A 22,078-nucleotide genomic window follows, 5' to 3' on the forward strand; every position below is an offset into this window, starting at 1 on the left:
CGACGAGACGGCCTCCCGGCCGACCGCTGGGCGGGTGCGGAGCAGTCAGGAAGCGTGATTCGGCGCGGACGCGCCGAATCCGGGGAGGGTTGGTGGACTCAATCGCGAGCGCGTTTTATCGCGCGAGCGATGCTGTTCCTGGAGGACTGAAAGGGCGAGGTGCGGTCGACGAAGCACGGCGCAGCAAGTACCGGAGCGAAGTCGTTCGAAAGGCGCGAAGCGCCTTTCGTGATGACGAGAGAGCTTCGCTCTCTCGAACCACGAGGAACGCAGCAAGCCGCGCGAGTCGAGCGTACCGAGGGCTTTCGAGGTGGTTTTGGCCTTAGTCACGTCGGCAATTCGAACCCCACCGATCGCTAACTCCTTGATCTGTACGTTCCGAACCAGAATCGATGGGCGGCGGACGGCACTGGTCGACGACGCGCTCACGGCGGCCGCAAGGGGGCACGGCTTACCAGACCGCTGCGACAGCGGCGCCACCAGCTGTGACCGCGAGGAGCGCCGCCACGAGGGTCCCGACGGCGTTGACGATGGCCCGGCGGGGCCGCCCCGTCTCGGCGAGTCGGACGGTCTCGACCGCGAACGAGGAGAACGTCGTGAACGCGCCGCAGAAGCCGACGCCGACGGCGAGCGACGTCGGACCGACAGGGTCGAGCGACGGCACCGCGACGAGCACGCCGAGGACGAAACTCCCCGCGACGTTCACCGCGAGTGTGTCGACGGTGGTCCGCTCGACGTACGTGCCGACGAGGTAGCGAGCGACAGCGCCCCCGGCGCCGCCCAGCCCCACGAATACGAACGGGCTACGGAAGTACGCACCGAGCACTACCGGGTCGAGGACAGACGGATCGAGCGCGAGCGCGCTCACGACAGCCACCTCGCGACGACCTGTCCGAGCACGACCGCGAGGAAGCCGAGTGCGTAGTTGCCAGCCACGTTGGCGACGGCCAGTCGCGGCGACAGCGAGGCGGTCTCGACGGCGAACGTACTGTAAGTCGTGAAGGAAGCGAGGAAGCCGGTCCCGACGACGAGGCGCGTCTCGGCAGAGAGCGCCGTCGTGAGGCGAGCATCTGATAGCAACGCCCCGAGCGCGAAACTGCCGACGACGTTCACCACGAGCGTGCCGAGGACGACACTCGGCACCGAGATGGTGGGAGACGGAAGCGAGACGGTGACGGCGTGGCGGGCGACGGCACCCAGAACGCCGCCGACGGCGACGAGCGCGACCGGCCGGACCTGCGCTCGGACCTGCGCCTCGTTCATCGTCCCCAGCGATGGGACGCCCCTACTCGGGGGTTTCGATACCCTGTCGGGTGTCACGCTCCGCGCGGGGCGGCCGTCCGCGTGCACCCACAGACCTATCCCGAACTGGAGAGTAGCCCGGGCCGACTGGAGGACGATTTCGTGACGCGACGACCACGTGCCGACGAGGCAGTCAAGAAGGTCGTTCGACAGCACTGGAACGGCCGCGCGGAGACGTTCGACGACGCCAGCCACCACGGCGTCCACACCGCCGACCAGCGGGACCGCTGGCTCGACGTGCTCCGCGAGTGGGCCGGCGAAGACTCACGACGCGCCCTCGACGTGGGCTGTGGCACTGGCGTGATTTCCCTGCTGCTCGCGGAACTCGGCCACGACGTCGCGGGCGTCGACGTCGCCCCCGCCATGCTCGCGCGGGCTCGCCGGAAAGCCCGGGACGCTGGCCACGCCATCGACTTCTTCCGCGGCGACGCAGAGCGCCTCCCGTTCCCGGACGACAGCTTCGAACTGGTCACCGCCCGCCACCTCGTCTGGACGCTCCCCGACCCGGAATCGGCACTTCGGGAGTGGCAACGCGTCGTCGAACCCGGTGGCCGCGTCGTCCTCTTCGAGGGGTACTGGGACCACGAGGAGCCGTGGGACGAGTACGAGGAAATCCACGGCGACCTGCCGCTGTACGACGGCCGGCCGCCCGTGACGCTGCGGGAACTCCTGGGCGACGAAGGACTTCGCGACCTCGCGCACGAACCGCTGCAGGATCCGACGCTCTGGGGACGGGAACCGCACCACGACTATTACGTCGTGGGCGGGACCGTCCCGCGCTGACGACCTCACCAGGCGTCGTCGAGCACGCGCTCGATCTCCTCGGCCGTCGGGTCGAGATCGGCCGGGCCGTTGGCCACGAACGAGTCAGCAAGAATATCCTCGGCGACGGCCGGGAACTCCTCCCGGTCGGGGCCATCGACGTCCCGCAGACGCGTCGGCAGGTCCAGCGCGCCCCGGACGGCCGTGACCCGCTCGACGACCGCCGCGGCCGGGTCGTCGGCGTCGCCCGCGCCCAGCGCGTCGGCGAGCAGATCACGCCGGCCCTCGACCTGCTCGAAGAGGTAGCGAAGAACGTGGGGCGCGACGACGGCGTGGGCGTGGCCTTGCTGGACAGCGTACGTGCGCGTGAGCCCGTGGCCGAAGGCGTGGATCAGCGACAGCGTCCCGTCGCCCGGTCGGGAGATGCCGTACTGGACGAGCAGGAGCCCCTTCAGGACGGGTTTCAGAACATCGGTGTTCACACCCTCCTCGCCGAGGCGGAGCAGTCCCGCCTGCATTAGCCCCAGTCCCCGGGCCGCCGTCGCGTCGGTAATTGGTGTCGCCTTCCCGGCGTACAGCGTCTCGATCCCCTTGTCGAAGCCGTTCATCGCCGACCCCGCGAGGACGTTCCGGGGCGTGGTCGCGACGAGCGCGGGGTCGTAGACGACCGCTCGCGGCATCAGCCGAGGGTCACCGATCCCGCCGCTGACCTGTCGGTCGACGAGCCCCCGCTCCTCGTCCGGCGAGGCCGTCACGCCGGCGACCATCGACAGGTCCGCACCGGCCAGCGTCGTCGGGACGGCGACGATGGGCGCCAGCGACCCGTCGGGGATCGAGACGGTCCCCGTCTCGGCGAGTTCCCGGCCGACGGCCTGTGGCTCGCGGTCGTCGACGGCGAGGACGCTCGTCACCTTGGCGACGTCCAGGCTGCTCCCGCCGCCGAGGCTGACGAGGACGTCGGCGTCCGCCGCTTCCATCGCTTCCATCGCGTCGTAGGCCGTCGAGAGCGTCTTCGCCGGCGTCGTCTCGGCGAAGACCCCGCCCAGTCGGTCGCCCAGTCCGTCTCTCACTGGGTCGATGACAGCGGGCGTGTTCCCAACCGTCGACCCGCAGACGACCAGCGCGCGCTCGACGTCGTGGGCGTCGAGTTCGTCACTCAGGTCGGCGACCGCGTCGACGCCGTACCGCAGGACTGCGGGGTCGTACTCGAACCGAAACGGATCGTCGCCGTCGCGATGGCTCCCGACTGGGGACATTCTTGGCCAGTACTACGCGCCCCAGACTGGTATGTCTACGCGGACGCGCACGCCACCAGGTTACCGCTCGTAACCTGCTGTCGGCGACGCCGCCGAATCGTTAACCCACGTCCCCGCGAACGGTCCCCATGACCTGTCCGTTCCTGGACTACCGCGACTCCGCGGGCGACCGGGCGTTCGACACTGCCCGGGCGTACTGCACCGCCGTAGATAGGTTCGTCCAGCCGATGCGGGCCGACGTCTGCAACGACCGGTACGACCTCGACCACGCGAGCGACTGCGAGATATTCCTCGCCCACGAGGACGAACTCGACGAAGCCGAACTCGAGGAGGCCGAACTCGACGAAGACGAAACCGGCGGCGAGGAACCCACGGAGGGGTCCGACGCGTGACCTACGACGACTTCCTCGCGGGCGACCCGCTGATCGTCACTGCGGCGCTGACCGGCGGCGTCCACGGGAAGGAGGCCAACCCCGACCTCCCCGAGACGCCAGAAGAGATCGGGCGGGCAGCGGCCGCCGCGGAAGACGCGGGCGCCGCCGTCGTCCACCTCCACGCTCGCCGACCGAACGGCGAGCGCTCGTTCGCCACCGAGCGATTCCAGGAGATAGACGACGCCGTCCGCCGGCACGCCGAGGACGTGATCATCCAGCACTCGACTGGTGGGACGGGCGCCCCCGCCGAGGACCGCCACCTCCCCCTCCGGACGGACCCCGCACCCGAGATGGCCTCCCTCGACATGGGGCCGCTCAACCGCTACGACCACCTGACCAGCGAGAACACCCGCGGGATGGTCGACGCGCTCCACGCGGAGATGGTCGAACGGGGGATCAAGCCCGAACTGGAGGTGTTCAACGACGGCCACCTCAACGAGGTCCACGGGCTGCTGGAGCGACGCGAGCTCGCCGACCCGGTGTACGCGACGCTCATCTTCGGCGGCGGCACGCTGACGCCACCCCGGCCCCGGAACCTGCGCAACGCCGTGGACAACCTCCCCGAGGGAGCGCTGTTCAACACCCTCGGTTTCGGGCGCCACCAGCTCCCCTTCGCGACGATGGGCATCCTCTTCGGCGGGCACGTCCGCGTCGGCCTGGAGGACAACGTCTACTACAGGAAGGGGGAACTCGCCGAGAGCAACGCGCAACTCGTCGAGCGCGTCGTCCGGGTGGCCGAGGAACTCGGACGCGACGTCGCCAGCCCCTCACAGGCCCGCGACATTCTGGGACTGTAGGTCACCGGCGACGGGGTCGGGTCAGTCCCGGTCCACGACTATCTCGGGCAGCTGCGATTCGAGCATCTCGCGGTCTCCCTCGTACTGGGGCGGCAACTGGAGCGACGAGCCCAGTTCGTCCAGGTCCTCGTCGACGGTGAATCCCGGTTCCGTCGTCGCCACCTCGAAGAGGATGCCGCCGGGGTCGCGCGCGTACACGGACTCGAAGTAGCGCCGGTCCGTGATCCGTGTCGGTTCGAGTCCGGCGTCGAACAGGCGGTCGCGCCACTCGCTCAGCGGGACGTCGCCCGCGCCGAACGCGACGTGGTGGATGGTGCCGATCCCCTCCTTGCCGTACTCGGATTCGCTGTCGAGGATATCGACGACGGCCGGGTCCGCCTCGCTCTCGCCCGACACCTCGTAACGTACCCGGTCACCCTCCTGGTCGGCCAGGTCGAACCCGAACACCTCCAGCGTCGCCGCGGTGTGGTAGACGCTGGTCGAGCGCAGCGTCACGCTGTCGAGGCCGCGGACGGCGTACTCGGCGGGAATCGCGTCGGTGGCCGGCGGCCGCGACGAGTCGCTCTCCACGAGTTCGACCCGGACGCCGTCGTGGTCGCGGAACCGGACGACGGCGTCGCCGAAGCGTTCTACGGGTTCGTCGACGACCACCTCGAACTCGTCGGAGGCCGCGAGTCGGTCGTACCAGTACTCTGAACTCCCCTCGGGGACGGCCAGCGCCACGGCGCTGGGCTGGGGCTGGCCGACGCGGCCCACCTCGCCCCGCTGGTAGGGGAAGAAGGTGAGTAGCGTCCCTGGGTCGGCGCTCTCCGACCCGTAGTAGAGGTGGTACATGAACTCGTAGTCGAAGTTCACCGTCCGCTTGACGAACCGCAGGCCCAGCACGTCGGTGTAGCAGTCGACGTTCGCCTGGGGGTCGCCCGCGATAGCCGAGACGTGGTGGAGACCAGAGACGGGATCCCTCATCGTTACGGCGACCCCCGTTCCGGCGCTCTCCGTTCTGGTTCCCCTTCGAGGAGACTGGTGAGCCTCTCGCCGGCGGCCGCGAGGTCCGCGTCGCTCACGCCGTGGCCGTCCCCCTCGTCGATGCGTTCGGTGACGTCGCCGCCGAGCCGCTCGAAGACGGTGGCCGTCTCGCGGAGTCGTTTGGCGGGGACGTGCGGGTCCTCTGCGGTCCCGCTGACGAGAACCGGCGTGCCGTCGAGGGACCGCTCGCCCCGATACTGGTCGGTGTCGATATCGGGGCCGACCAGGCCGCCGCTGGCCGCGACGAGGCCGCCGTACCGCGTCGGATCGCGGGCGGCGAACTCGCTGACGAGGCAGGCGCCCTGGGAGACGCCGAACAGCAGTATTCGGTCGGTGGAAATTCCCGCGCCGTTCGCCTCTGCGACGGCGTCGTCGATGGCCTGCAGCCCCGACGACAGCCAGGGCTCGTTCGACTCGACGGGCGCGAGAAACGAGTTCGGGTACCAGCGGTTTCGCTCGGCCTGCGGCGCGAGGAGCGCCAGGCCGTGCCGGTAGAACTCGTCGGCGAGACGAACGACGCTGTCGGCTGTCGCCCCGCGGCCGTGAACGAGCACCGCGGCGGCGTCGGCCGCACGGAGCGGCGCACCGGCCGTCACGAGGGATTGATTCTGGTGCGGCCCGCTCACGCGCGCTCACCTCCCTGGAACCTGGGTGGTGTCTGTGAAATCATGGTTGATGACGTCTCTATGGTCGCCACTGCCTTCAGTCACCGCCTCCGTCGGTGATGCACTCGGGCTCTCCCGCGCGTTCGTCTCCACCGTGCCTGTTCAGCTCCGACGCCCGCGGACTCTCACCGCCGTGGGGCGTCTCGCGCTCGTGGACCGCCAGCGCGTGGACGGACTCCGTCGCGTCGTCGACGACCAGGGCCTCCCCGGGTTCGCTCGGCGTCCGTTCGGCGAAGGTCCCGTCCATGTAGGCGGGGCGAGCCGCCGCCAGCGCCTCCCAGTCGGCCCGGTTCGTCAGGCGGTGGGCGACCAGCAGGTCGGCCTGCGAGTGAGCCACGTCGGGGAGCGCGCTCGGTCGCTGGGTCGCGGCGACGAGGCTGACGCCGGGCTGTCGGCCCCGGGTGAGGAGCTGTCTGAGCGAGGGCGCCGCCACCCCGTCGAACAGGACGTGGGCCTCGTCGACCAGCAACCAGGGGAGAACGTCCAGCGCGCCCGCGACGCGCGCTCTGTAGAGGGACTCGGCGACCGCGGCGACGACGGTGTTCGTCGGTGCGCGGCCCAGCCCTGCGCAGTCGAGGACGGTCGGGCGCTCCGTCAGGTGCCGTGGCGCGAGCGCGTCGCCGCCGAAAACCCGCCACTGGGCGGCCGTGCGGAGGTGGTTCGCGGCCGCGCGGCAGGTCGCAGTCGCCGCGTCCGCGTCGTCGACGTACTCCTGCATTCCGGCGAGCGTCTCCTGCTCCGCCGCGGCCCGCCAGACGAGCGATCCGGGCCCGCTCTTCGGATCCAGTCCCACCAGGCGACACCACTCCCGGGGTGCGAGCGCGTCCGCGGCGACGCGCGGTTCGACGACGCGGGCCGAGACGGGCGGCCGCTCCAGCGTCCGGAACGCACCCATCGGGTCGACCACGACCGGCGCGACGCCGTCGGCGCCCGTCAGCGCCTCCGCGAGCACCCCGAGCGTGTAGGACTTCCCCGACCCGCGCTTGCCGACGACCAGGCCGACGTGGGGCCGGTCGAGGTCCAGTTCGACGCGCGCGCCGTGGCTCCCGTCGCGGGCCCGGTAGTGACCGAGCAACCCGGCCGGTCTGTTTTCCCCGTCCCCGGTTTCCCCGCCGCGTCCGATGACGACCATACCGGGGCTGGCCCCGGCTTCCCACTTGAACCCTCGTCCGGGCCTTTATCAGTCGGGACGGGGCCAGACCGGGCCATGTTCGCAGAACTGTGGCGCGACGACCGCGCCATCGAGGGGCTCCCGATCCGGCTCGTGATCGCACTCGTCGTCGGCGTCGCCAGCCTGAGCGTGATGATGAACACCATCGGCGGGCTGGACGCGATGACCGTCACCGAACTCGACGTCGCGCCCGAGCCGGAGGTGATCGAGGCCGAGGAGACCGAGCTCACCCTGACCGTCGTCGAACCGGACGGCGAGCCGGTCGCAGACGCCACCGTCGTCGTCTCCGGCGGCACGGCCACGCTGGACGGGGTGGTGACCGACAGAACCGGCGACGACGGGTCGGTGGACGTGGACGTCGACCCGTCGCTCGGTCCCAATCAGGACGAGGGGACCGTCGAGATAGCCGTCAAACCGCCCGCGAGTGGCGGGTACACCGATCGCCGGGCCAACACCGACATCCTCGTCGTAGCGGACGACTGATCGGACCGTGGCCCGGATTTCGCCGCCCAGATTCCGGGTAAGGGTTCCCTGCGGATCGTCTGGGCACGGAATAGCCACCAGTGGCCCGCTCCGACCGATTCCGGCCGGCACCGTTCGGGACTGTCGATGGCGGGTATCGACGGATCCGGACGGGCTAAGCTCTCGATAACGGCCGCGACAGCCTCCGTCGAAGTCGGTAAGTAGCCTATAATTAATCGGCCCCCTGCCGGAGTCGCCTGCATGAATCTCGCAGTGATCGGCTTCGGCAACGCGGGCGGCAAGATCGCCGACAGGCTGCTGGCCTTCGAGCGTGAGACCGGACGCTCGCTCAGCGCCTTCGCCATGGCGGTCAACGCGGCTGCCATCGACCTGGAGAAACTGGAGGAGATTCCGGAGGCAAAGCGCCTGCTCATCGGCCAGACCCACGAGCAGGTCAAGGGCCGGGGCGCCGGCGCGGACCCCGAACTCGGCGCCGAGGTCACCCGCCAGGACTTGAACGAGATCGAACGCGCGCTCGATGGCGTCCCCCTCCACGCCGTCGACGGCTTCCTCGTCGTCGCGGGGCTCGGCGGCGGTACAGGCAGCGGCGGCGCGCCTGTCCTGGCCGAGCGCCTCCGCGAGACCTACGAGGAGCCAGTCTACGGCCTCGGCGTGATGCCTGGCTCGGCCGAGGGCGGCCGCGCGTCGCTCAACGCCGCCCGCTCGCTCCAGTCCTTTACCAACGCGACGGACAACCTCATGCTGTTCGACAACGACGCCTGGCGCTCGACCGACGACTCCATCGAGGGCGGCTACCAGCGCACCAACCAGGAACTCGCCCGCCGGTTCGTCACGCTGCTGGCCGCCGGGGAAATCGACGGCTCGCAGGTCTCCGAGAGCGCGATGGACTCCAGCGACATCCGCCGGACGCTGTCGACGGGCGGCGTCAGCACCATCGCCTATAGCGAGGCCACCGTCGAGCGCGAGACGCGCAAGAGCCAGGGGCTGCTCGGCCGGCTCTCGACCAACGGCCACGACGAGCAAGAGAGCGAGAACAGCGACCTCCCGATGAAGATCCACGGCCTCGTCCGCAAGGCCGTCCAGTCGCGACTCACCTGCCCGGCCGACGTCTCCTCGGCCGAGCGCGCCCTGATCGTCATCTCCGGGCCGCCCCGCGAGTTCTCCCAGAAGGGGATCCAGCGCGCCCGCCAGTGGCTCGAACAGGAGACCCAGTCCGTCGAGGTCCTGGCCGGCGACGACCCCCGGCAGGACGCCGACCACCTCTCTGCGTGCGTGCTCCTGTCCAACGTCACCGACGTCCCCCGCGTCGACCAGCTCCAAGAGCAGGCGGTCGGTGCCCAGGACTCCATCGACGACCAGGCGGCGACCCGCGAAGACGAAATCGACGAGCTGATCACCGACGACCAGAACCGCCTCGACCCTGTGTAGGAGATTCTGGTTTTGGGGTGACTGGGCTGAGAGCTGTTTCTACGTGCTTGGCACTTGCCATACCGCAAATAAAGGGTTGCCCTCGGTCCGCTCGCTAGCAGACAAAGCAACTGCCAACACGAAGAAAGCCCTCTGCGTGCTCGGGTCGCGGGGGCCACCCTGCGCTCCTCACTCCGTTGCGGTGCTTAGGGGTCCCGGCTTCCCCGAGCCCGCCTCGCCCTTTCATTCCTCCGAGGACCGCACAGCACCGCAGCCCTGCCCTTCCCCGGGTCGCGAGGGCCTCGCTGTTGCTCGGCCACTCGCTCCCGGCCAGGCGGTGCGGTCAGGAAGCGTGACCCGGAGCGGACGCGACGGGTCCGGGGAGGTTTGGTGGTTCCAATCGCGAGCGCGGGCCGGAGGCCGCGCGAGCTATGCGGATCCCTGGTGGACTGAAAGGGCGAGGTACGGTCGACGAAGTCCGACGAAGTAAGCACCGCAGCGCCAGCGAGGAGCGCAGCGAGTCGCACAAGTCGAGCGGGCCGAGGGCTTTCCTTAATTATCGCTGTCGAGGTCGCAACGAGGAACCAAAGCAGAATTAGAGAGAACTCCTAGTAGCTGTCCCAGTCGATCCACTCCTGCTCCCAGCCGGTGCGAGACTCCGCCGAGCGACGAGCGCGCTCTCTATCCTCCCGGCGGGTTCGGTTGCGCTCGGGCGTGTCGGCCTGTTCGCCCTCCAGGAGCATGGGCTGGAAGGCGACGCCGCCGAGGCGGTCGTCGACGTCGCCAGAGGGCTCCACGGTCACGAGCGACTGCTCGCCGGCGCCAAGCGGCATCACCATACGGCCGTCGTCGGCCAGTTGCCGGACGAGCGCCCGGGGCGGTTCGATGGCGGCCGCCTCCAGCAGGATGCGGTCGAAGGGAGCGTACTCGGGGAGGCCGTCGGCGCCGTCGCGGCGGTCGACGAGGACGCCGCCGTAGCCCGCCTTCGAGAGGTTCGACCGGGCGTCCAGCACGAGGCGGCGGGCGATGTCGATGGCGTGGACGTTGGCCTCGCCGACGAGTTCGGCGACGACGGCGGCCGTGTAGCCGACGCCGACGCCGACGACGAGGACGTCGTCGCCCTCCGTCGGGTCCAGCGCCTCGACCATGCGCGCGGCCGTACTCGGCGAGAGGACGCGCGTCCCGAAGCGTTCGAACGGGCGGTCGGCGTAGGCGCCGCGCTCGTCGTCGACGAACACCTCCCGCGGCACCGTCCGCATGGCCTGGGAGACGTTCGGTGAGTGGACGCAGCCCTTGCTCTCGTGTTCCAGGCTGTCGACCATGTCGTCCCGCACGACCGCGAGGTCCATACGCCGCAGTGAGAGCCCGATGCTATTCAATGAACTGGTCGGGGCGAACCCGTCGCCGTCTTTCGATCACCACCGGTAAAACCGCCGTAGAATGACCGTCGGTGTCGTCGCGATCCGGTCCCTCGTTCGAGCGGTCACGAACGACCATCGTTGCGGAAGATTGACAGCTGGTTGTCCTGCATGCGCGTCTATGCAGATGACGCCGGATCCGCTGCTCGGAAGCCTGTCGGCGAATCTGGTCGGTGCGCTCGGGCTGGCCCTGGTCCTCGTCGTCGGGCCACTCGTCGCCCGGCGGAAAGCCGAACCCACACGCCTCGCAGCGGCGAGCGGCGTCCTCGCGATGGCGGTCGGACTCGCCGTCTGGCTGGCCCCGCGGGTCGCTGCGGGAACGTTCCAGCGGTACGCCTGGTCCGGCCCAGGAATCGTACTCGGCGTCGCCCTCTCCGCCCTCGGCGCGGGCGTGCTCGCGCTCCAGGTCGCCGGACCGGTCTACGGGTTCCTGCGATACGGCTTCGTCCTGCCACTGGGGGCGGCCGTCGCCGCGACCGCGCTGTCGACGTTTCTCTTCTTTCAGGTCGGTGGCGAAATCGGCTCGTTCGTCCTCTACGTCGTTCTCAGTCCGATGGCCGTCGGCTCGATATGCGGGGCTTTCACGCTGGAATTCGTCACGCGGCGACTGAACGGATCGCGGCCGCTGTCCGCCTAGAGCGGCGGGACTGACGGCCCGACGTCTCACCTTCCGGACGGTCTCTCCCGGGCGGAACGTTGACGGGAGCAGCCCGCGAACGCGACGGTATGCAGGGCTTGCCGGACCCGCTCTTCGGGAGCATCCCCGCGAACTGGGGGATCGCCGTCGCGGTGGCGCTCGTCCTCGTTGCCCTCCCACTCCGGTATCGGCGATCCGATACGCCCCTTCGGATCGCTGCGGCGAGCGGCGTCCTCGCCGCCGGCGTCGGACTCGCGCTCTGGGCAGTCCCGCGACTCTGGCTCGGTACGTTCCGGCAGTTCTCGTTCCCCGACCTGCCGGTCGCGATAGCCGTCTACGGGATCGGAACCCTCCTCCTCGCCGTCCAGGTCGCCGGACCGGTGTACGGGTACCTGGAGTACGGGCTCGTCTCGCCGCTGGCGGTGGCGCTCACGTCGACGACGCTGTCGACGTTCCTCCACTTCCAGCTCGGCGGCGAGACGGAGTCGTTCGCCCTCTACGCGGTGTTCGCGCCGTGGGTACTCGGTACGATCGTCGGCCTGGCGCTGCTGGAGTCGGGTGCGCGCCGGTACGTGATTCCCCGCGTCGGCAGCCCCGAATAGCCTCACTGCAACGTCACGAACCTGACCCCGCCGTGGCGCTCCTGCTCCAGTTCGCCGTCGGCGCGCTTGCGCGCACGGACCAGCATCTGGCGCCCCTTCCCGATGGGTGCCAGCAGCAGTCCCTCGGGACGGACCTGCTCGACGACCGCGTCGGGAAACTCCGGCGCTGCGCAGGTCAGGTACGCGCGGTCGTAGGGGGCGTGCTCGGCCCACCCTCCCTTCCCGTCGCCGGCGCGGACCGAGACGCCATCGTACCCCACGTTAGCCAGTCTGTCCCGGGCTTCCTCGGCAAGATTCTCGTGGTACTCGACGCTGTAGACGTTCTCGGCGCCGACGATGTCGGCGGTCACGGCAGCGTGGTAGCCACAGCCCGTCCCGATTTCGAGGACCCGGTCCCCGGGGCGAAGATCCAGCAGGTCGGCCATGATGGCGACCATGTGGGGCGCGCTGATGGTCTGGCCCTCGCCGATGGGGAGCGGGCGGTCGGCGTAGGCGTCGGCGCGCTCGTGGTCGGGGACGAACGCGTGGCGCGGGACGGACGCCATCGCGTCGAGCACGCGCTCGTCGTCGACCGCCTCGCGCCCCGCGAGCCGCTCGACCAGGCGCTGCCGGCGCTCGTCCAGGTCGGTCATGGGTGCCAGTAGCACGGCCGGCGACAAGAGCGCATCGGCGAGTAAGCGACCGAGGGCGGTCGATCTCCTCGACCGCGCCGTTACGCAGTCCGCCGCGTCACCAGGCCGACCACGCGGTCGTGGACTCGTCGCGGACGTAGAGTCGCTTGACGTCCTTGGCCACCACGGAGTCGCCGCCCTGGTCGTAGCGGTCGCGGTCGTAGCCGTGGGCGTCGTCGCGGACGTGGAACCCCTCGACAGTGAACTCGTTGTCGCCGTACTCGGAGCTCCGGCCGACGATGAACTCCTCGTCGCCGGGGATGTGGAGCTTGAAGCTCTCCGTCTCGTCGTGGCGGCCGTCCTTCGGGTGCATCGTCACGTTGACGGAGACGTTGCCGACCGCCCGGGTCCAGATGGTCCGGACGTCCTCGGCGGTGGCCTCGTCGACGCGCTGCTCGCCGTCGAGTTCGAGGCTGGTGATCCGCACCGTCATGATCGCCTCTTCGGTCTCCAGCAGGAACTCCTCGCCCGTGGCCAGTTCCTCCTCGGCGGGGACGTCGACCTGCGTGGAGAAGGACTCGCCCTCCTGGGAGACGACGACCTTGCGCTGAATCTCGCTGGCTTCGGGAAGCTGTGTCTTGTGGACGTGGTCGCACTCGGTACAGCGAACTGTCACCTGCCCGCCCGGCTTGAGCACCTCGTGGACCGTCTCCAGGTCCGGCGAACAGGCCGGACACGGCAGGGCGACGCGTTCGCCCGGTGTAGCGTCTGTCATACGGTGGGCTATTCGGCGCGTGCGTAAATGCGCGTCGTACTCGGTGGCACGATTGCAGTGTGCTATCTCGACCTGTGATCGCCGACGCGTCATCCCGGTCAGTGCTAGGGAACATTGTATCGCGCGAATCGTCGCTCTATGCAGTACCTTTCACAAGCATCGCGCAAGATAGAGAGCGAATAGGTAGCAACTTACGCTCGAAAGCACTGGGCTCTTCAGGCCAACTGTGGGCAGTCTCTTGGTCCAGTAAATATTAGTTGAACTCTTTGAAAATATCCGCATGGTCGACTCGCCCTCTATCTCTCGACGCCAAGTACTTGCGGCCGTGGGTGGTTCCGCAATCGGGGTCGGTGGCTATGTTGCGGGTGTTCGCTCTGCCTCTAGCGTTCCCGACTGGCTTGCTGGCCGCGACTGTGCTCCATCCCCACTCGCCACGAGTCTAACGGATTGGCCATTCGACCGACACGACCGGGCAAATACAGGCCGTGCTCCAGCTCGCGCTGGCCCGGACTGGCCACTCGGCCAGACATGGGAACGGGAATGGCCTGTCAGTGATATACACGGGCTGAGGCCACTCGTCGTCGCTGACGGCGTCGTGGTCGCATTCGTGGTGGCTCCCCCACAGAGCATCCTTCTCGGAATCTCGAACGACGACGGTCGAGTGATATGGCGTCGCACAGTTGAGGACGCCGAGTACGGGCAGGTCTTCGCTGCGAGTGGAATGGCGTTCGTTGAGGGAGAGGTCCCGAATTCGTCCGTCCGGTTCGCTGTTCGTTCGCTCGGTGATGGTGCGATGATATGGACTGACTCCTTCTCCTCACATGTCCCGCAAACGCTTGCTGACGGCCGGTTACTCACCGTCGACCGTTCCCCGGATCGGGCACGTGACGACGATCACTTCGCTATCACTGGGCTCGACGCTCGTACTGGTGTCGAATGCTGGCGCGCCGTCCATGGAGGTTGGCCCCGTGATATCGCGGTTGCCGACGGCCGAGTTATCGTTCCGACACGCGACCACGGCGTCCTCGCACTCGACCCCGCCTCGGGTGACCGACAGTGGCGCTCGGATGTCGGTGGAGGCACGGCCGCCCTCGTCGACGATTTGATCATTTCGAATCGATTCCCGGGCGAGCTCAGGGCGTTGTCGCTCGCAGATGGGTCGCTCAAATGGAGTGTCCAGAGCGAACACTTCCTTGAAGGAGGAGAAGGCGACGACGGGACACGGTATGCTCGCCCTGGATTCGAAGTTGGCGCCGTTACGTCGGAGGCAGTCATCTATCTCCTGGAGGTGTACAGCGACTATCCCCGGCGGTTGCAGGCCCGCGATCTCGAAACCGGCGAATTACTGTGGGATGTCGGACCAGAACCTACTCCAGTCGAGTTCCACGGCTACTCTCGGCCGGTCGTGGTTGGTGACGATGTCTTGGCGATCAGGTACGCCCGGCGCGAAGGGAGTGAGGATCCACCGGACGCACTCCTGCGGCTCAACGTCGCCAGCGGGGCGGAGCGGGACCGGATTTCCTTCCCGGCTGACGAGCGCGTCTATCCCCCAGTAGCTGCTGACAACACCCTGTTCGTTCCGACTGAGGAGCGATTGGTCGCCTACACGTGACTCTGAGGATTGATCACGTATCGTTTTCGTTGAGTGATCTGGCAGAGCTTCGCACTATTTTCCGCTCCGATCGTTCACATTGGCGGTCACAACTAGCGCCGTGTATCCTGATGCGACTCAACACTTCATTGTTGTTTGGTAAACCGACTAGTGACCAGTACACACTAGCCACCGAACGATCGTATCGAGACCAAAGCTATGGGGCCGATAGAATTTCAACAGAGCTGGGAAGTTCGCTTCCTTCTCCGTCCCCATGCTCACGTTTCACTCCCACTCCGCTCACTCCCGCCGCGGAAGATCGATCTCTTCCCCGTCTGCAAACACTGTCGGCTCCGTCAGGATGCCGTCGAGGTGGATGGGCGCGTCGGTGTCGCCGCCGATGGCGTGGTCGTCGCCGATGGCGATGTGGACGGTACCGCCGGCTTTCTCGTCCAGCAGGACCGACCCGACCAGTTCCTCGACGGCGACGTTAGTGCCGATGCCGAGTTCGGCGAGGTTGTACGCGGCGTCGCCGACCTCCTCCGCGGCGTCCTCGATCTCCTCGCGAACCCGGTCGTCCGAGATATCAGTGACGTAGCCGTCCTCGACGTCGAAGCGGAGTTCCCTGCCCTCCAGTGCGCCGTAGGGCATCATCGTCCCGTCGACGACGAACGTCCCGTTGGCGTTGTCGGGCGAGAGGAACACCTCGCCGGCGGGGAGGTTGGACATCGACCCGGCCTCATGGACGATGCCGGTGTCGAGGCGCCACTCGCGGGCGCCCGGTTCGAAGGTGATGTCGGTGCCCTGCGGAGACGTCACCCGGATCTCGTCGGCGTCCTCGACCTGTGCGAGGACGTCCCGGCAGTGCCCGGCAATGGCCTCGTAGTCGGCGTCCAGGCCCATCAGGAAGACGGCGTCCGTGATTCCGGGCAGCGTCGCGACGCGGGCCCCGGCGTCCGTCGCGTCGCTCCGGGCGCGCGTGTGGGTCACGCTCTTCGTCGTCGGCGCCAGCACCACGTCGGCGCTGGCCATCGCGGCGGCGACGGGTTCGGGCGGTTCCTCGCCGTGCTGGTCGCCCGGGGGGTAGCGAAGCAGGATGGCGTCGTCGGTTATGTCGCTGGCGACGGCGTACAGCGCCTCGCCGATGGCCTGGCGCTTGTCGTCGGTGACGACGGCGCAGGACTCACCGGGCTGGAGGTCCATGCATTGCTCGACGGCGGTCTCTGCGGGCTTCCGGAGCGAGGAGTTCATGCCGACGACTGGGTCCGGCGGGGGATTAGGTCTTGCGTCCGCGGGGCGCGAGGCCGACCCGCGGCGCCGTACTCACCGCCCGCCGTCGCGCGGTGACGGGGTTGATTGCGATATACTCCGAAGCGAGTTAAATTGTTGCATCGGAGACGACAAGAAATATACCCGCTGGCCGAGAATCACGGGACATGCTCCGCGTGGGCATCAATGGATTCGGTACTATCGGGAAGCGCGTCGCCGACGCCGTCCGGGCCCAGCCGGACATGCGGGTCGCCGGCGTCGCCAAGCGGTCCCCGAACTACGAAGCCGAGGTCGCCCTGGACCGCGGCTACGCACTATACAGCGCCGCCGACGACGGCGCCACGCCGTTCGAGGACGCGGGCCTGCCCGTCGAGGGCGGCGTCCACGACCTCGTCGTCGAGAGCGACATCGTCGTCGACGCGACGCCCTCCGGCGTCGGCGCCCAGAACAAGGGCATCTACGAGGCCCACGACACACCCGCCATCTTCCAGGGCGGCGAGGACGCCGACGTCGCCGAGGTGAGTTTCAACGCCCGCGCGAACTACGACGACGCTATCGGCGCGGACTTCGTGCGCGTCGTCTCCTGTAACACCACGGGTCTCTCCCGCCTGCTCGCGCCCCTGAAAGAGAACTACGGCGTCGAGAACGTCCGCGTCACCCTGGTCCGCCGCGGCGGCGACCCCTCCGACACCGGTCGCGGCCCGATCAACGACACGCTGCCGGACCCGATCGCGATCCCCTCCCACCACGGCCCGGACGTCCAGACGGTGTTCCCCGACGTCCGCATCACGACGATGGGGCTGAAGGTTCCCTCGACGCTGATGCACACGCACTCGCTCAACGTCACCCTCGAGTCAGAGCCCGACGTCGACGAGGTGCGCGACCTCTTTGCCGACGAGTCGCGCCTCTTCCTCCTCCCCGAGCGCCTCGGCATCGACGGCGCCGGGAAACTCAAGGAGTACACCAGCGACGCCGGCCGCCCGCGCGGCGACGTCTGGGAGAACTGCATCTGGGACGAGTCGCTGACGATGGACGGCGCCGACCTCTACCTCTTCCAGGCCATCCACCAGGAGGCCGACGTCGTGCCCGAGAACGTCGACGCCGTCCGGGCCATCGCCGACGCCGCGACCAAGGAGGAGAGCGTCGAGCGGACGAACGAAGCCCTCGGCGTGGGCTCCGGCCTCACCGACCACGCCGTCGACCACGCCGACCCCATCTCCGACGCCGCCAGCGACGACTGACGGCGCTCTCGCTGTTTCTCCGTTTTTCGTCTTTCTCCACGACCTACGCCAGTTCTTCGAACTCGACCTCGCCCGTCTCGGTGTCCAGCACCGCGACCGAGAACGGTTCGGGCGCCCCCTCGAATGCGATGCCGCCGGGATTGATCTGGACGGTGCCCTCGAACACCTCGTGAGTCCGCTCGTGGGTGTGGCCGTGGAGGACGTAGTCGTAGTTCGCCGAGGCGACCAGCGCCTCGACGATGGCCTCGCTCGTGCCGTGATAGACGCCGAGATCGGTGCCGTCGAGTGTCAGTTCGGCCATCTCGCCGTGATAGGTGCCGAACTCGTTGATGGTCGCGGCCAGCGCCCACTCCCCGTCGTTGTTGCCGCGGACGGCGTGGAACGCGAACTCCGAATCGAACGGCGCGGCCGAGAACGGCGCGACGATATCCCCGCAGTGGATCACCGTCTCGACGCCGCGTTCCTCGAACGTTTCGACCGCCGCCTCGACCAGGGCCAGGTTGTCGTGTGTGTCCGCGACGATGCCGACGAGCATGCGCGTCGTTCGGCCGGCCGGGGCAAGAAGGCTGGCGTCGCTGGCGAATGGGAACGAGTCACACGTCACCGAATGATATTTACCGGGGTCGTCGGTACGACGAAAAGACATGTCGTCGTCGGAAATCGTCGGGGATGGGGCGACCGAACGGGGAAATCCCCTCTGGTGGCTGTTCCGCCGCCACGGGCGGTCGCGCTGGCGGCAGTTCGCCGTCGGGATGACGCTGTCCGCCCTCGGGCGTTTCCCACAGCAGGCGCCGGCGTTCCTGATCGGGATGGCGATAAACGCCATTCTCGCCGGGACGGAGGAGTTCCGCCTGCCGTTCGTCCCCGGCGAGTGGCTCCAGGCGATGACCCAGTGGGAGCAGCTACTCCTCACCGGCGGTCTGCTCGTGGCGGCCTACGGCCTGGAGACGCTGTTCGACTTCCTCGCGCGCCACCAGATGGGCCGGTTCGGCACGTACTTCCAGCACGACGTCCGCATGGACGTCTTCGACACCGTCCAGCGGCTGGAACTGGGCTTTTTCGACGACCGCGACACCGGCGACGTGATGAGCGTGCTCAACGACGACGTGGACGAGCTGAACGCGTTCGTCTACGGCACGGTCAGCCGGGGCGCGGCGATGGTGTCGCTGGCCGTCGCGGCGTTCGTCTACATGCTGTGGCTCCAGTGGCAACTCGCGGTCGTCCTGCTCGTCGTGCCGGCGGTCCTGTTCGCGCTGAGCTACTGGTTCTCGGCCCACATCGAGCCCAAGCACGAGGCCATCCGCGAGCGCGTCGGTGAACTCAACGGCCGGCTGAACAACAACGTCGAGGGCGTCTCCGTCATCAAGGCCTTCGGCACCGAACGCGCCGAGCGCGAGCGGGTCGCGGACGCCTCGCGGAACCACCTCGACGCCCAGTGGGACGCCCACCGGTCACAGGCCGCGGTCGACCCGGTGATGCGCGTCGTCTCCGACACCGCCCGCGTGCTCACGCTCGTTATCGGCGGGTACTGGGTAATCTCCGGGCAGCCCCCGCTCTTTTTCACCGGCGAACTGGCCGCCGGGACGCTCGTCTCCTTCCTCATGTACGCCGGCGCGCTCGTCACGCCGATGCAAGGGATCACGGACGTCATCGACTCCTACCAGAACAGCAAGTCGGCGGCGACGCGGCTCCGCGAGGCCGTCGAGAACGACGCCGTCGCCGAACGCGAGGGCGCCCACGACCTGGCCGACCCCGACGGCGCGGTCAGCTACGAGGGCGTCACCTTCCGCTACCCCGGCCGCGACGAGCCGACCATCGACGACGTGAGCTTCGCCGTCGACCCGGGCGAGACCGTCGGCGTCGTCGGCCCGACGGGGGCCGGCAAGTCGACGTTGCTCTCCTTCCTGTTGCGCTTCTACGACCCCGACGATGGAACGATTCGCGTCGACGACCACGACGTGCGGGACCTCACCGTCGAGAGCCTCCGGGAGTCGGTCGGGTACGTCTCCCAGGACCCGTTCCTGTTCGACGGCAGCGTGCGGGAGAACGTCGCCTACGCCGAGTCGGGGCGCTCCCACGAAACTGTCGTCGAGGCCGCGAAACTCGCGGGCGCCCACGAGTTCGTCGCCGACCTGCCGGAGGGGTACGACACCGAGGTGGGCGAACGCGGCGTCAAACTCTCGGGGGGCCAGCGCCAGCGCATCGCCATCGCGCGGGCCATCGTCCGCGATCCGGCCTTCCTGATCTTCGACGAGGCGACCAGCCACGTCGACAACGAGACGGAGGTGCTGATCCAGCGGACGCTCGATAGCCTGGCTGCCGACCGGACGACGTTCCTCGTCGCCCACCGGCTCTCGACGGTGCGCGACGCCGACCGGATCCTCGTGCTGGACGACGGGCGGCTGGTCGAATCCGGGACGCACGACGACCTGCTCGCCGACGACGGCCTCTACGCCGACCTCTGGCGCGTCCAGGTCGGCGACGTCGCGGCGCTGCCCGACTCGTTCCTCGAACGCGTGCGCCGGGAGGAGGACGTGGCATGAGCGACGAGTCCGGGGAAGCAGGCGAGAGGGACGAAGCCGACGACACCGACGGGCCCGACGACACCGACGAAGCGGACGAGACCACGGAGTCGAGCTACCGGGCCGACACGGACTGGCCGGTGCTCGCACTCATGCGCGACCACGGGCGCCCGTACCTCCACCTCGCGGTGGCCGGTCTGCTGATCCGGCTGGTGTGGATCGTCCCCGGCCAGGCCAGCACGGCTATCCTTGGATACGCCTACGACACGCTGTTCAGCAACGAGCGGACGTTCGCGCCGCCGCTCGTTCCGCAGGCCTGGATACAGGAACCGATCGACCAGCTGTGGCTCGTCGCCGGTGCCATGCTCGGACTGACCGTCCTCGGGAAGATCTTCCAGGTGCTCCGGACGCTCTCCTGGGGCGCGTTCGCGTTCAATCTCCAGCACGACGTGCGAACCGGGACCTACGACACCGTCCAGCGCCTGGAGATGGGCTTCTTCGACGACCACCAGACGGGCGAGGTGATGTCCATCCTCAACAACGACGTCAACGAGATGGAGGCGTTCTTCACGGAGACTATCGACGACGCGATGACCGCCGCCTCCTTCCTCCTCGGCGTCGGCTTCTTCATGGCCCTGCTGAACTGGCAGTTCACGCTCGTGGCGCTGGCGGTCGTACCCGTCATCGTCGCGGCCAACTACTGGTTCTCGGGCCGGATCGGCGCCGCGTACGGGGCGATCCGCGAGACGACCGGCAAGCTGAACGCCCAGCTCCAGAACAGCGTCAGCGGGATCTCCGTCGTCAAGGCCTACACCGCGGAACCCTTCGAGTACGACCGCGTCGAGGCGGCCTCGGAGCGGGTCGTCGACGCCGGCCTCGAGCTGGTCGACATCAGAGCGCGACACTACCCCTCGATGCGCGCGCTCACGGGCGTCGGCGTCGTCCTGACCTTCGGCGTCGGTGCCTACTGGGTCGTCGACGGCCCACCGGGCCCGTTCACGCTCACGCTGACGGCCGGGACCCTGCTCACGTTCCTCCTCTACACCCAGCGCATCTCCTGGCCGATGATAGAGGTCGCCGGTGTCATCGACAGCTACCAGAGCGCGACGGCATCGGCCGACCGGATCCTCGGCGTCCAGCGGGCGGCGGAGTCGGTCACCGAGCGACCGGACGCGACCGAACTCGACGCGGTCGACGGCGGCGTCAGCTACGACGACGTCACGTTCGCCTACCCCGAGAGCGACCAGAGCGAGTCCGACGAGCGAGAGAGCCCACCGGTCCTCACAGACGTCTCCTTCGACGTCGACCCGGGCGAGACGGTCGGTATCGTCGGGCCGACCGGCGCGGGGAAGTCGACGCTGCTCAAACTACTCATGCGGTTCTACGACGTGGACGAGGGGAGCGTCAGCGTCGATGGCCACGACGTGCGGGACCTGACCGTCGACAGCGTCCGGGACGCCGTCGGTTACATCAGCCAGGACCCGTTCCTCTTCTCCGGGACGGTCCGGGCGAACGTCACGTACGGCACCCCGCAGACCGACGAAGCGGCGGTCTGGACTGCCCTGGAGCGAGCGGAGGCCGACGCCTTCGTCGCGGACCTGCCCGACGGCCTCGACACGACCATCGGCGAGCGCGGCGTGAAGCTCTCCGGCGGCCAGCGCCAGCGCCTCTGTCTCGCCCGGACGATGCTCCACGACCCTGGCATTCTGGTACTCGACGAGGCCACGAGCCACGTCGACAACGAGACGGAGGCGCTCATCCAGCGCAGCATCGCCTCGCTCGTCGCCGAGCGCACCACCATCGTCGTGGCCCACCGGCTCTCGACGGTCCGCGACGCCGACCGCATCGTCGTGATGGACGACGGCGAAGTCGCAGAAGTCGGAACCCACGACGAGTTGCTCGACGCCGACGGCCTCTACGCGTCGCTCTGGCACGTCCAGGTCGGTGACGTCCAGTCCCTCCCCGCCGAGTTCGTCGACCGGGTCGAGCGGCGCGCGGACGCCATCACTACTGACTGAGCGGTGCCGCGACCGTTGGATGGGCTATCGTCGCGAGCGTTCCTCACCCGCCCAGCGGCCCCACGAGTCAAGGCAGTCAGCCCCGAACAGT

22 protein-coding genes are annotated in these 22,078 nt (G+C 68.6%); 11 read left to right on the top strand and 11 right to left on the bottom strand.

All coding sequences use genetic code 11. The features are described from left to right. Positions 1 to 451: 451 nt before the first annotated feature. Positions 452 to 826, bottom strand: a complete 375-nt coding sequence (gene crcB / locus BM337_RS07665; protein ID WP_089817136.1) for a fluoride efflux transporter CrcB — start codon at positions 824 to 826, stop codon at positions 452 to 454. Between the two features lie 38 nt (positions 827 to 864). Next, positions 865 to 1,263 (bottom strand): fluoride efflux transporter FluC, encoded by a 399-nt coding sequence (locus BM337_RS07670; RefSeq protein WP_089815676.1) that lies wholly within the window; start codon positions 1,261 to 1,263, stop codon positions 865 to 867. 141 nt (positions 1,264 to 1,404) lie between these two features. Between BM337_RS07670 and BM337_RS07675 the strand changes: the two genes are divergently transcribed. Beyond that, on the top strand, positions 1,405 to 2,085 hold the full coding sequence (locus BM337_RS07675; protein ID WP_089817137.1) for a class I SAM-dependent methyltransferase: 681 nt from the start codon (positions 1,405 to 1,407) through the stop codon (positions 2,083 to 2,085). 5 nt (positions 2,086 to 2,090) lie between these two features. Here the strand turns inward: BM337_RS07675 and BM337_RS07680 are convergent, their stop codons facing one another. After that, positions 2,091 to 3,320 carry an iron-containing alcohol dehydrogenase family protein gene (locus BM337_RS07680; RefSeq protein ID WP_089815678.1) on the bottom strand — a complete coding sequence of 410 codons (1,230 nt, stop codon included), beginning with the start codon at positions 3,318 to 3,320 and terminating at the stop codon, positions 2,091 to 2,093. A gap of 128 nt (positions 3,321 to 3,448) precedes the next feature. Between BM337_RS07680 and BM337_RS07685 the strand changes: the two genes are divergently transcribed. Then, positions 3,449 to 3,712 (top strand): hypothetical protein, encoded by a 264-nt coding sequence (locus BM337_RS07685; protein WP_089815680.1) that lies wholly within the window; start codon positions 3,449 to 3,451, stop codon positions 3,710 to 3,712. Beyond that, complete coding sequence (locus tag BM337_RS07690) at positions 3,709 to 4,551, top strand: beta-keto acid cleavage family enzyme (protein WP_089815681.1); 843 nt, start codon at positions 3,709 to 3,711, stop codon at positions 4,549 to 4,551. Before BM337_RS07685 ends, BM337_RS07690 begins: the two co-directional genes overlap by 4 nt. Positions 4,552 to 4,572: 21 nt before the next feature. Here the strand turns inward: BM337_RS07690 and BM337_RS07695 are convergent, their stop codons facing one another. The 3 genes from BM337_RS07695 to BM337_RS07705 all read right to left on the bottom strand — a co-directional run bounded on the left by BM337_RS07695 (position 4,573) and on the right by BM337_RS07705 (position 7,374). Then, positions 4,573 to 5,517 carry a VOC family protein gene (locus tag BM337_RS07695; protein WP_089815683.1) on the bottom strand — a complete coding sequence of 315 codons (945 nt, stop codon included), beginning with the start codon at positions 5,515 to 5,517 and terminating at the stop codon, positions 4,573 to 4,575. Positions 5,518 to 5,519: 2 nt separating this feature from the next. After that, entirely contained in the window at positions 5,520 to 6,203 is a 684-nt protein-coding gene (locus tag BM337_RS07700) for an alpha/beta hydrolase (RefSeq protein WP_089815685.1), read from the bottom strand. A gap of 76 nt (positions 6,204 to 6,279) precedes the next feature. Then, positions 6,280 to 7,374, bottom strand: a complete 1,095-nt coding sequence (locus BM337_RS07705) for an ATP-binding protein (protein ID WP_143117657.1) — start codon at positions 7,372 to 7,374, stop codon at positions 6,280 to 6,282. 75 nt (positions 7,375 to 7,449) lie between these two features. On the opposite strand from BM337_RS07705, the gene BM337_RS07710 reads away from it, so the two are divergent. Together BM337_RS07710 and BM337_RS07715 are read left to right on the top strand one after the other, a co-directional pair. Beyond that, a complete protein-coding gene (locus BM337_RS07710) occupies positions 7,450 to 7,896 on the top strand; it encodes a DUF7382 domain-containing protein (protein WP_089815687.1) in 447 nt (148 codons plus the stop codon). A 240-nt stretch (positions 7,897 to 8,136) separates the two neighbouring features. After that, complete coding sequence (locus BM337_RS07715; RefSeq protein WP_089815689.1) at positions 8,137 to 9,324, top strand: tubulin/FtsZ family protein; 1,188 nt, start codon at positions 8,137 to 8,139, stop codon at positions 9,322 to 9,324. 587 nt (positions 9,325 to 9,911) lie between these two features. On the opposite strand, the gene BM337_RS07720 is transcribed toward BM337_RS07715, so the two are convergent. Continuing rightward, the gene (locus BM337_RS07720) at positions 9,912 to 10,652 is read right to left on the bottom strand and encodes a protein-L-isoaspartate O-methyltransferase family protein (protein ID WP_089815692.1); all 741 of its coding nucleotides are present in this window, start codon (positions 10,650 to 10,652) and stop codon (positions 9,912 to 9,914) included. Positions 10,653 to 10,842: 190 nt separating this feature from the next. On the opposite strand from BM337_RS07720, the gene BM337_RS07725 reads away from it, so the two are divergent. Both BM337_RS07725 and BM337_RS07730 read left to right on the top strand, forming a co-directional pair. Then, positions 10,843 to 11,358, top strand: coding sequence for a hypothetical protein (locus BM337_RS07725; RefSeq protein ID WP_089815694.1), 516 nt, complete (start codon positions 10,843 to 10,845; stop codon positions 11,356 to 11,358). 89 nt (positions 11,359 to 11,447) lie between these two features. Next, positions 11,448 to 11,960, top strand: a complete 513-nt coding sequence (locus tag BM337_RS07730) for a hypothetical protein (RefSeq protein ID WP_089815696.1) — start codon at positions 11,448 to 11,450, stop codon at positions 11,958 to 11,960. A gap of 2 nt (positions 11,961 to 11,962) precedes the next feature. Here the strand turns inward: BM337_RS07730 and BM337_RS07735 are convergent, their stop codons facing one another. Further along, positions 11,963 to 12,592, bottom strand: coding sequence for a protein-L-isoaspartate(D-aspartate) O-methyltransferase (locus tag BM337_RS07735; RefSeq protein ID WP_089815698.1), 630 nt, complete (start codon positions 12,590 to 12,592; stop codon positions 11,963 to 11,965). A gap of 97 nt (positions 12,593 to 12,689) precedes the next feature. After that, complete coding sequence (locus tag BM337_RS07740; RefSeq protein ID WP_089815700.1) at positions 12,690 to 13,346, bottom strand: HVO_0476 family zinc finger protein; 657 nt, start codon at positions 13,344 to 13,346, stop codon at positions 12,690 to 12,692. A gap of 595 nt (positions 13,347 to 13,941) precedes the next feature. Here BM337_RS07740 and BM337_RS07745 point away from each other — a divergent pair. Then, positions 13,942 to 14,958: an outer membrane protein assembly factor BamB family protein gene (locus BM337_RS07745; protein ID WP_177227338.1), complete on the top strand. Its 1,017-nt coding sequence runs from the start codon at positions 13,942 to 13,944 to the stop codon at positions 14,956 to 14,958. A 279-nt stretch (positions 14,959 to 15,237) separates the two neighbouring features. On the opposite strand, the gene BM337_RS07750 is transcribed toward BM337_RS07745, so the two are convergent. Beyond that, the gene (locus BM337_RS07750) at positions 15,238 to 16,188 is read right to left on the bottom strand and encodes an aminopeptidase (RefSeq protein WP_089815704.1); all 951 of its coding nucleotides are present in this window, start codon (positions 16,186 to 16,188) and stop codon (positions 15,238 to 15,240) included. A gap of 185 nt (positions 16,189 to 16,373) precedes the next feature. Between BM337_RS07750 and BM337_RS07755 the strand changes: the two genes are divergently transcribed. Continuing rightward, entirely contained in the window at positions 16,374 to 17,447 is a 1,074-nt protein-coding gene (locus BM337_RS07755; RefSeq protein ID WP_089815706.1) for a type II glyceraldehyde-3-phosphate dehydrogenase, read from the top strand. A gap of 43 nt (positions 17,448 to 17,490) precedes the next feature. Here BM337_RS07755 and BM337_RS07760 read toward each other — a convergent pair whose 3' ends face one another. Then, positions 17,491 to 17,982, bottom strand: coding sequence for a metallophosphoesterase (locus BM337_RS07760; protein WP_089815708.1), 492 nt, complete (start codon positions 17,980 to 17,982; stop codon positions 17,491 to 17,493). A gap of 109 nt (positions 17,983 to 18,091) precedes the next feature. Here BM337_RS07760 and BM337_RS07765 point away from each other — a divergent pair, with 109 nt between their 5' ends. Beyond that, a complete protein-coding gene (locus BM337_RS07765; RefSeq protein WP_089815710.1) occupies positions 18,092 to 19,990 on the top strand; it encodes an ABC transporter ATP-binding protein in 1,899 nt (632 codons plus the stop codon). After that, positions 19,987 to 21,987 carry an ABC transporter ATP-binding protein gene (locus tag BM337_RS07770; RefSeq protein ID WP_089815712.1) on the top strand — a complete coding sequence of 667 codons (2,001 nt, stop codon included), beginning with the start codon at positions 19,987 to 19,989 and terminating at the stop codon, positions 21,985 to 21,987. The genes BM337_RS07765 and BM337_RS07770 overlap by 4 nt, the downstream gene beginning before the upstream one ends. Positions 21,988 to 22,078: the final 91 nt, after the last annotated feature.

Source organism: Halomicrobium zhouii, assembly GCF_900114435.1.
Classification (GTDB): domain Archaea; phylum Halobacteriota; class Halobacteria; order Halobacteriales; family Haloarculaceae; genus Halomicrobium; species Halomicrobium zhouii.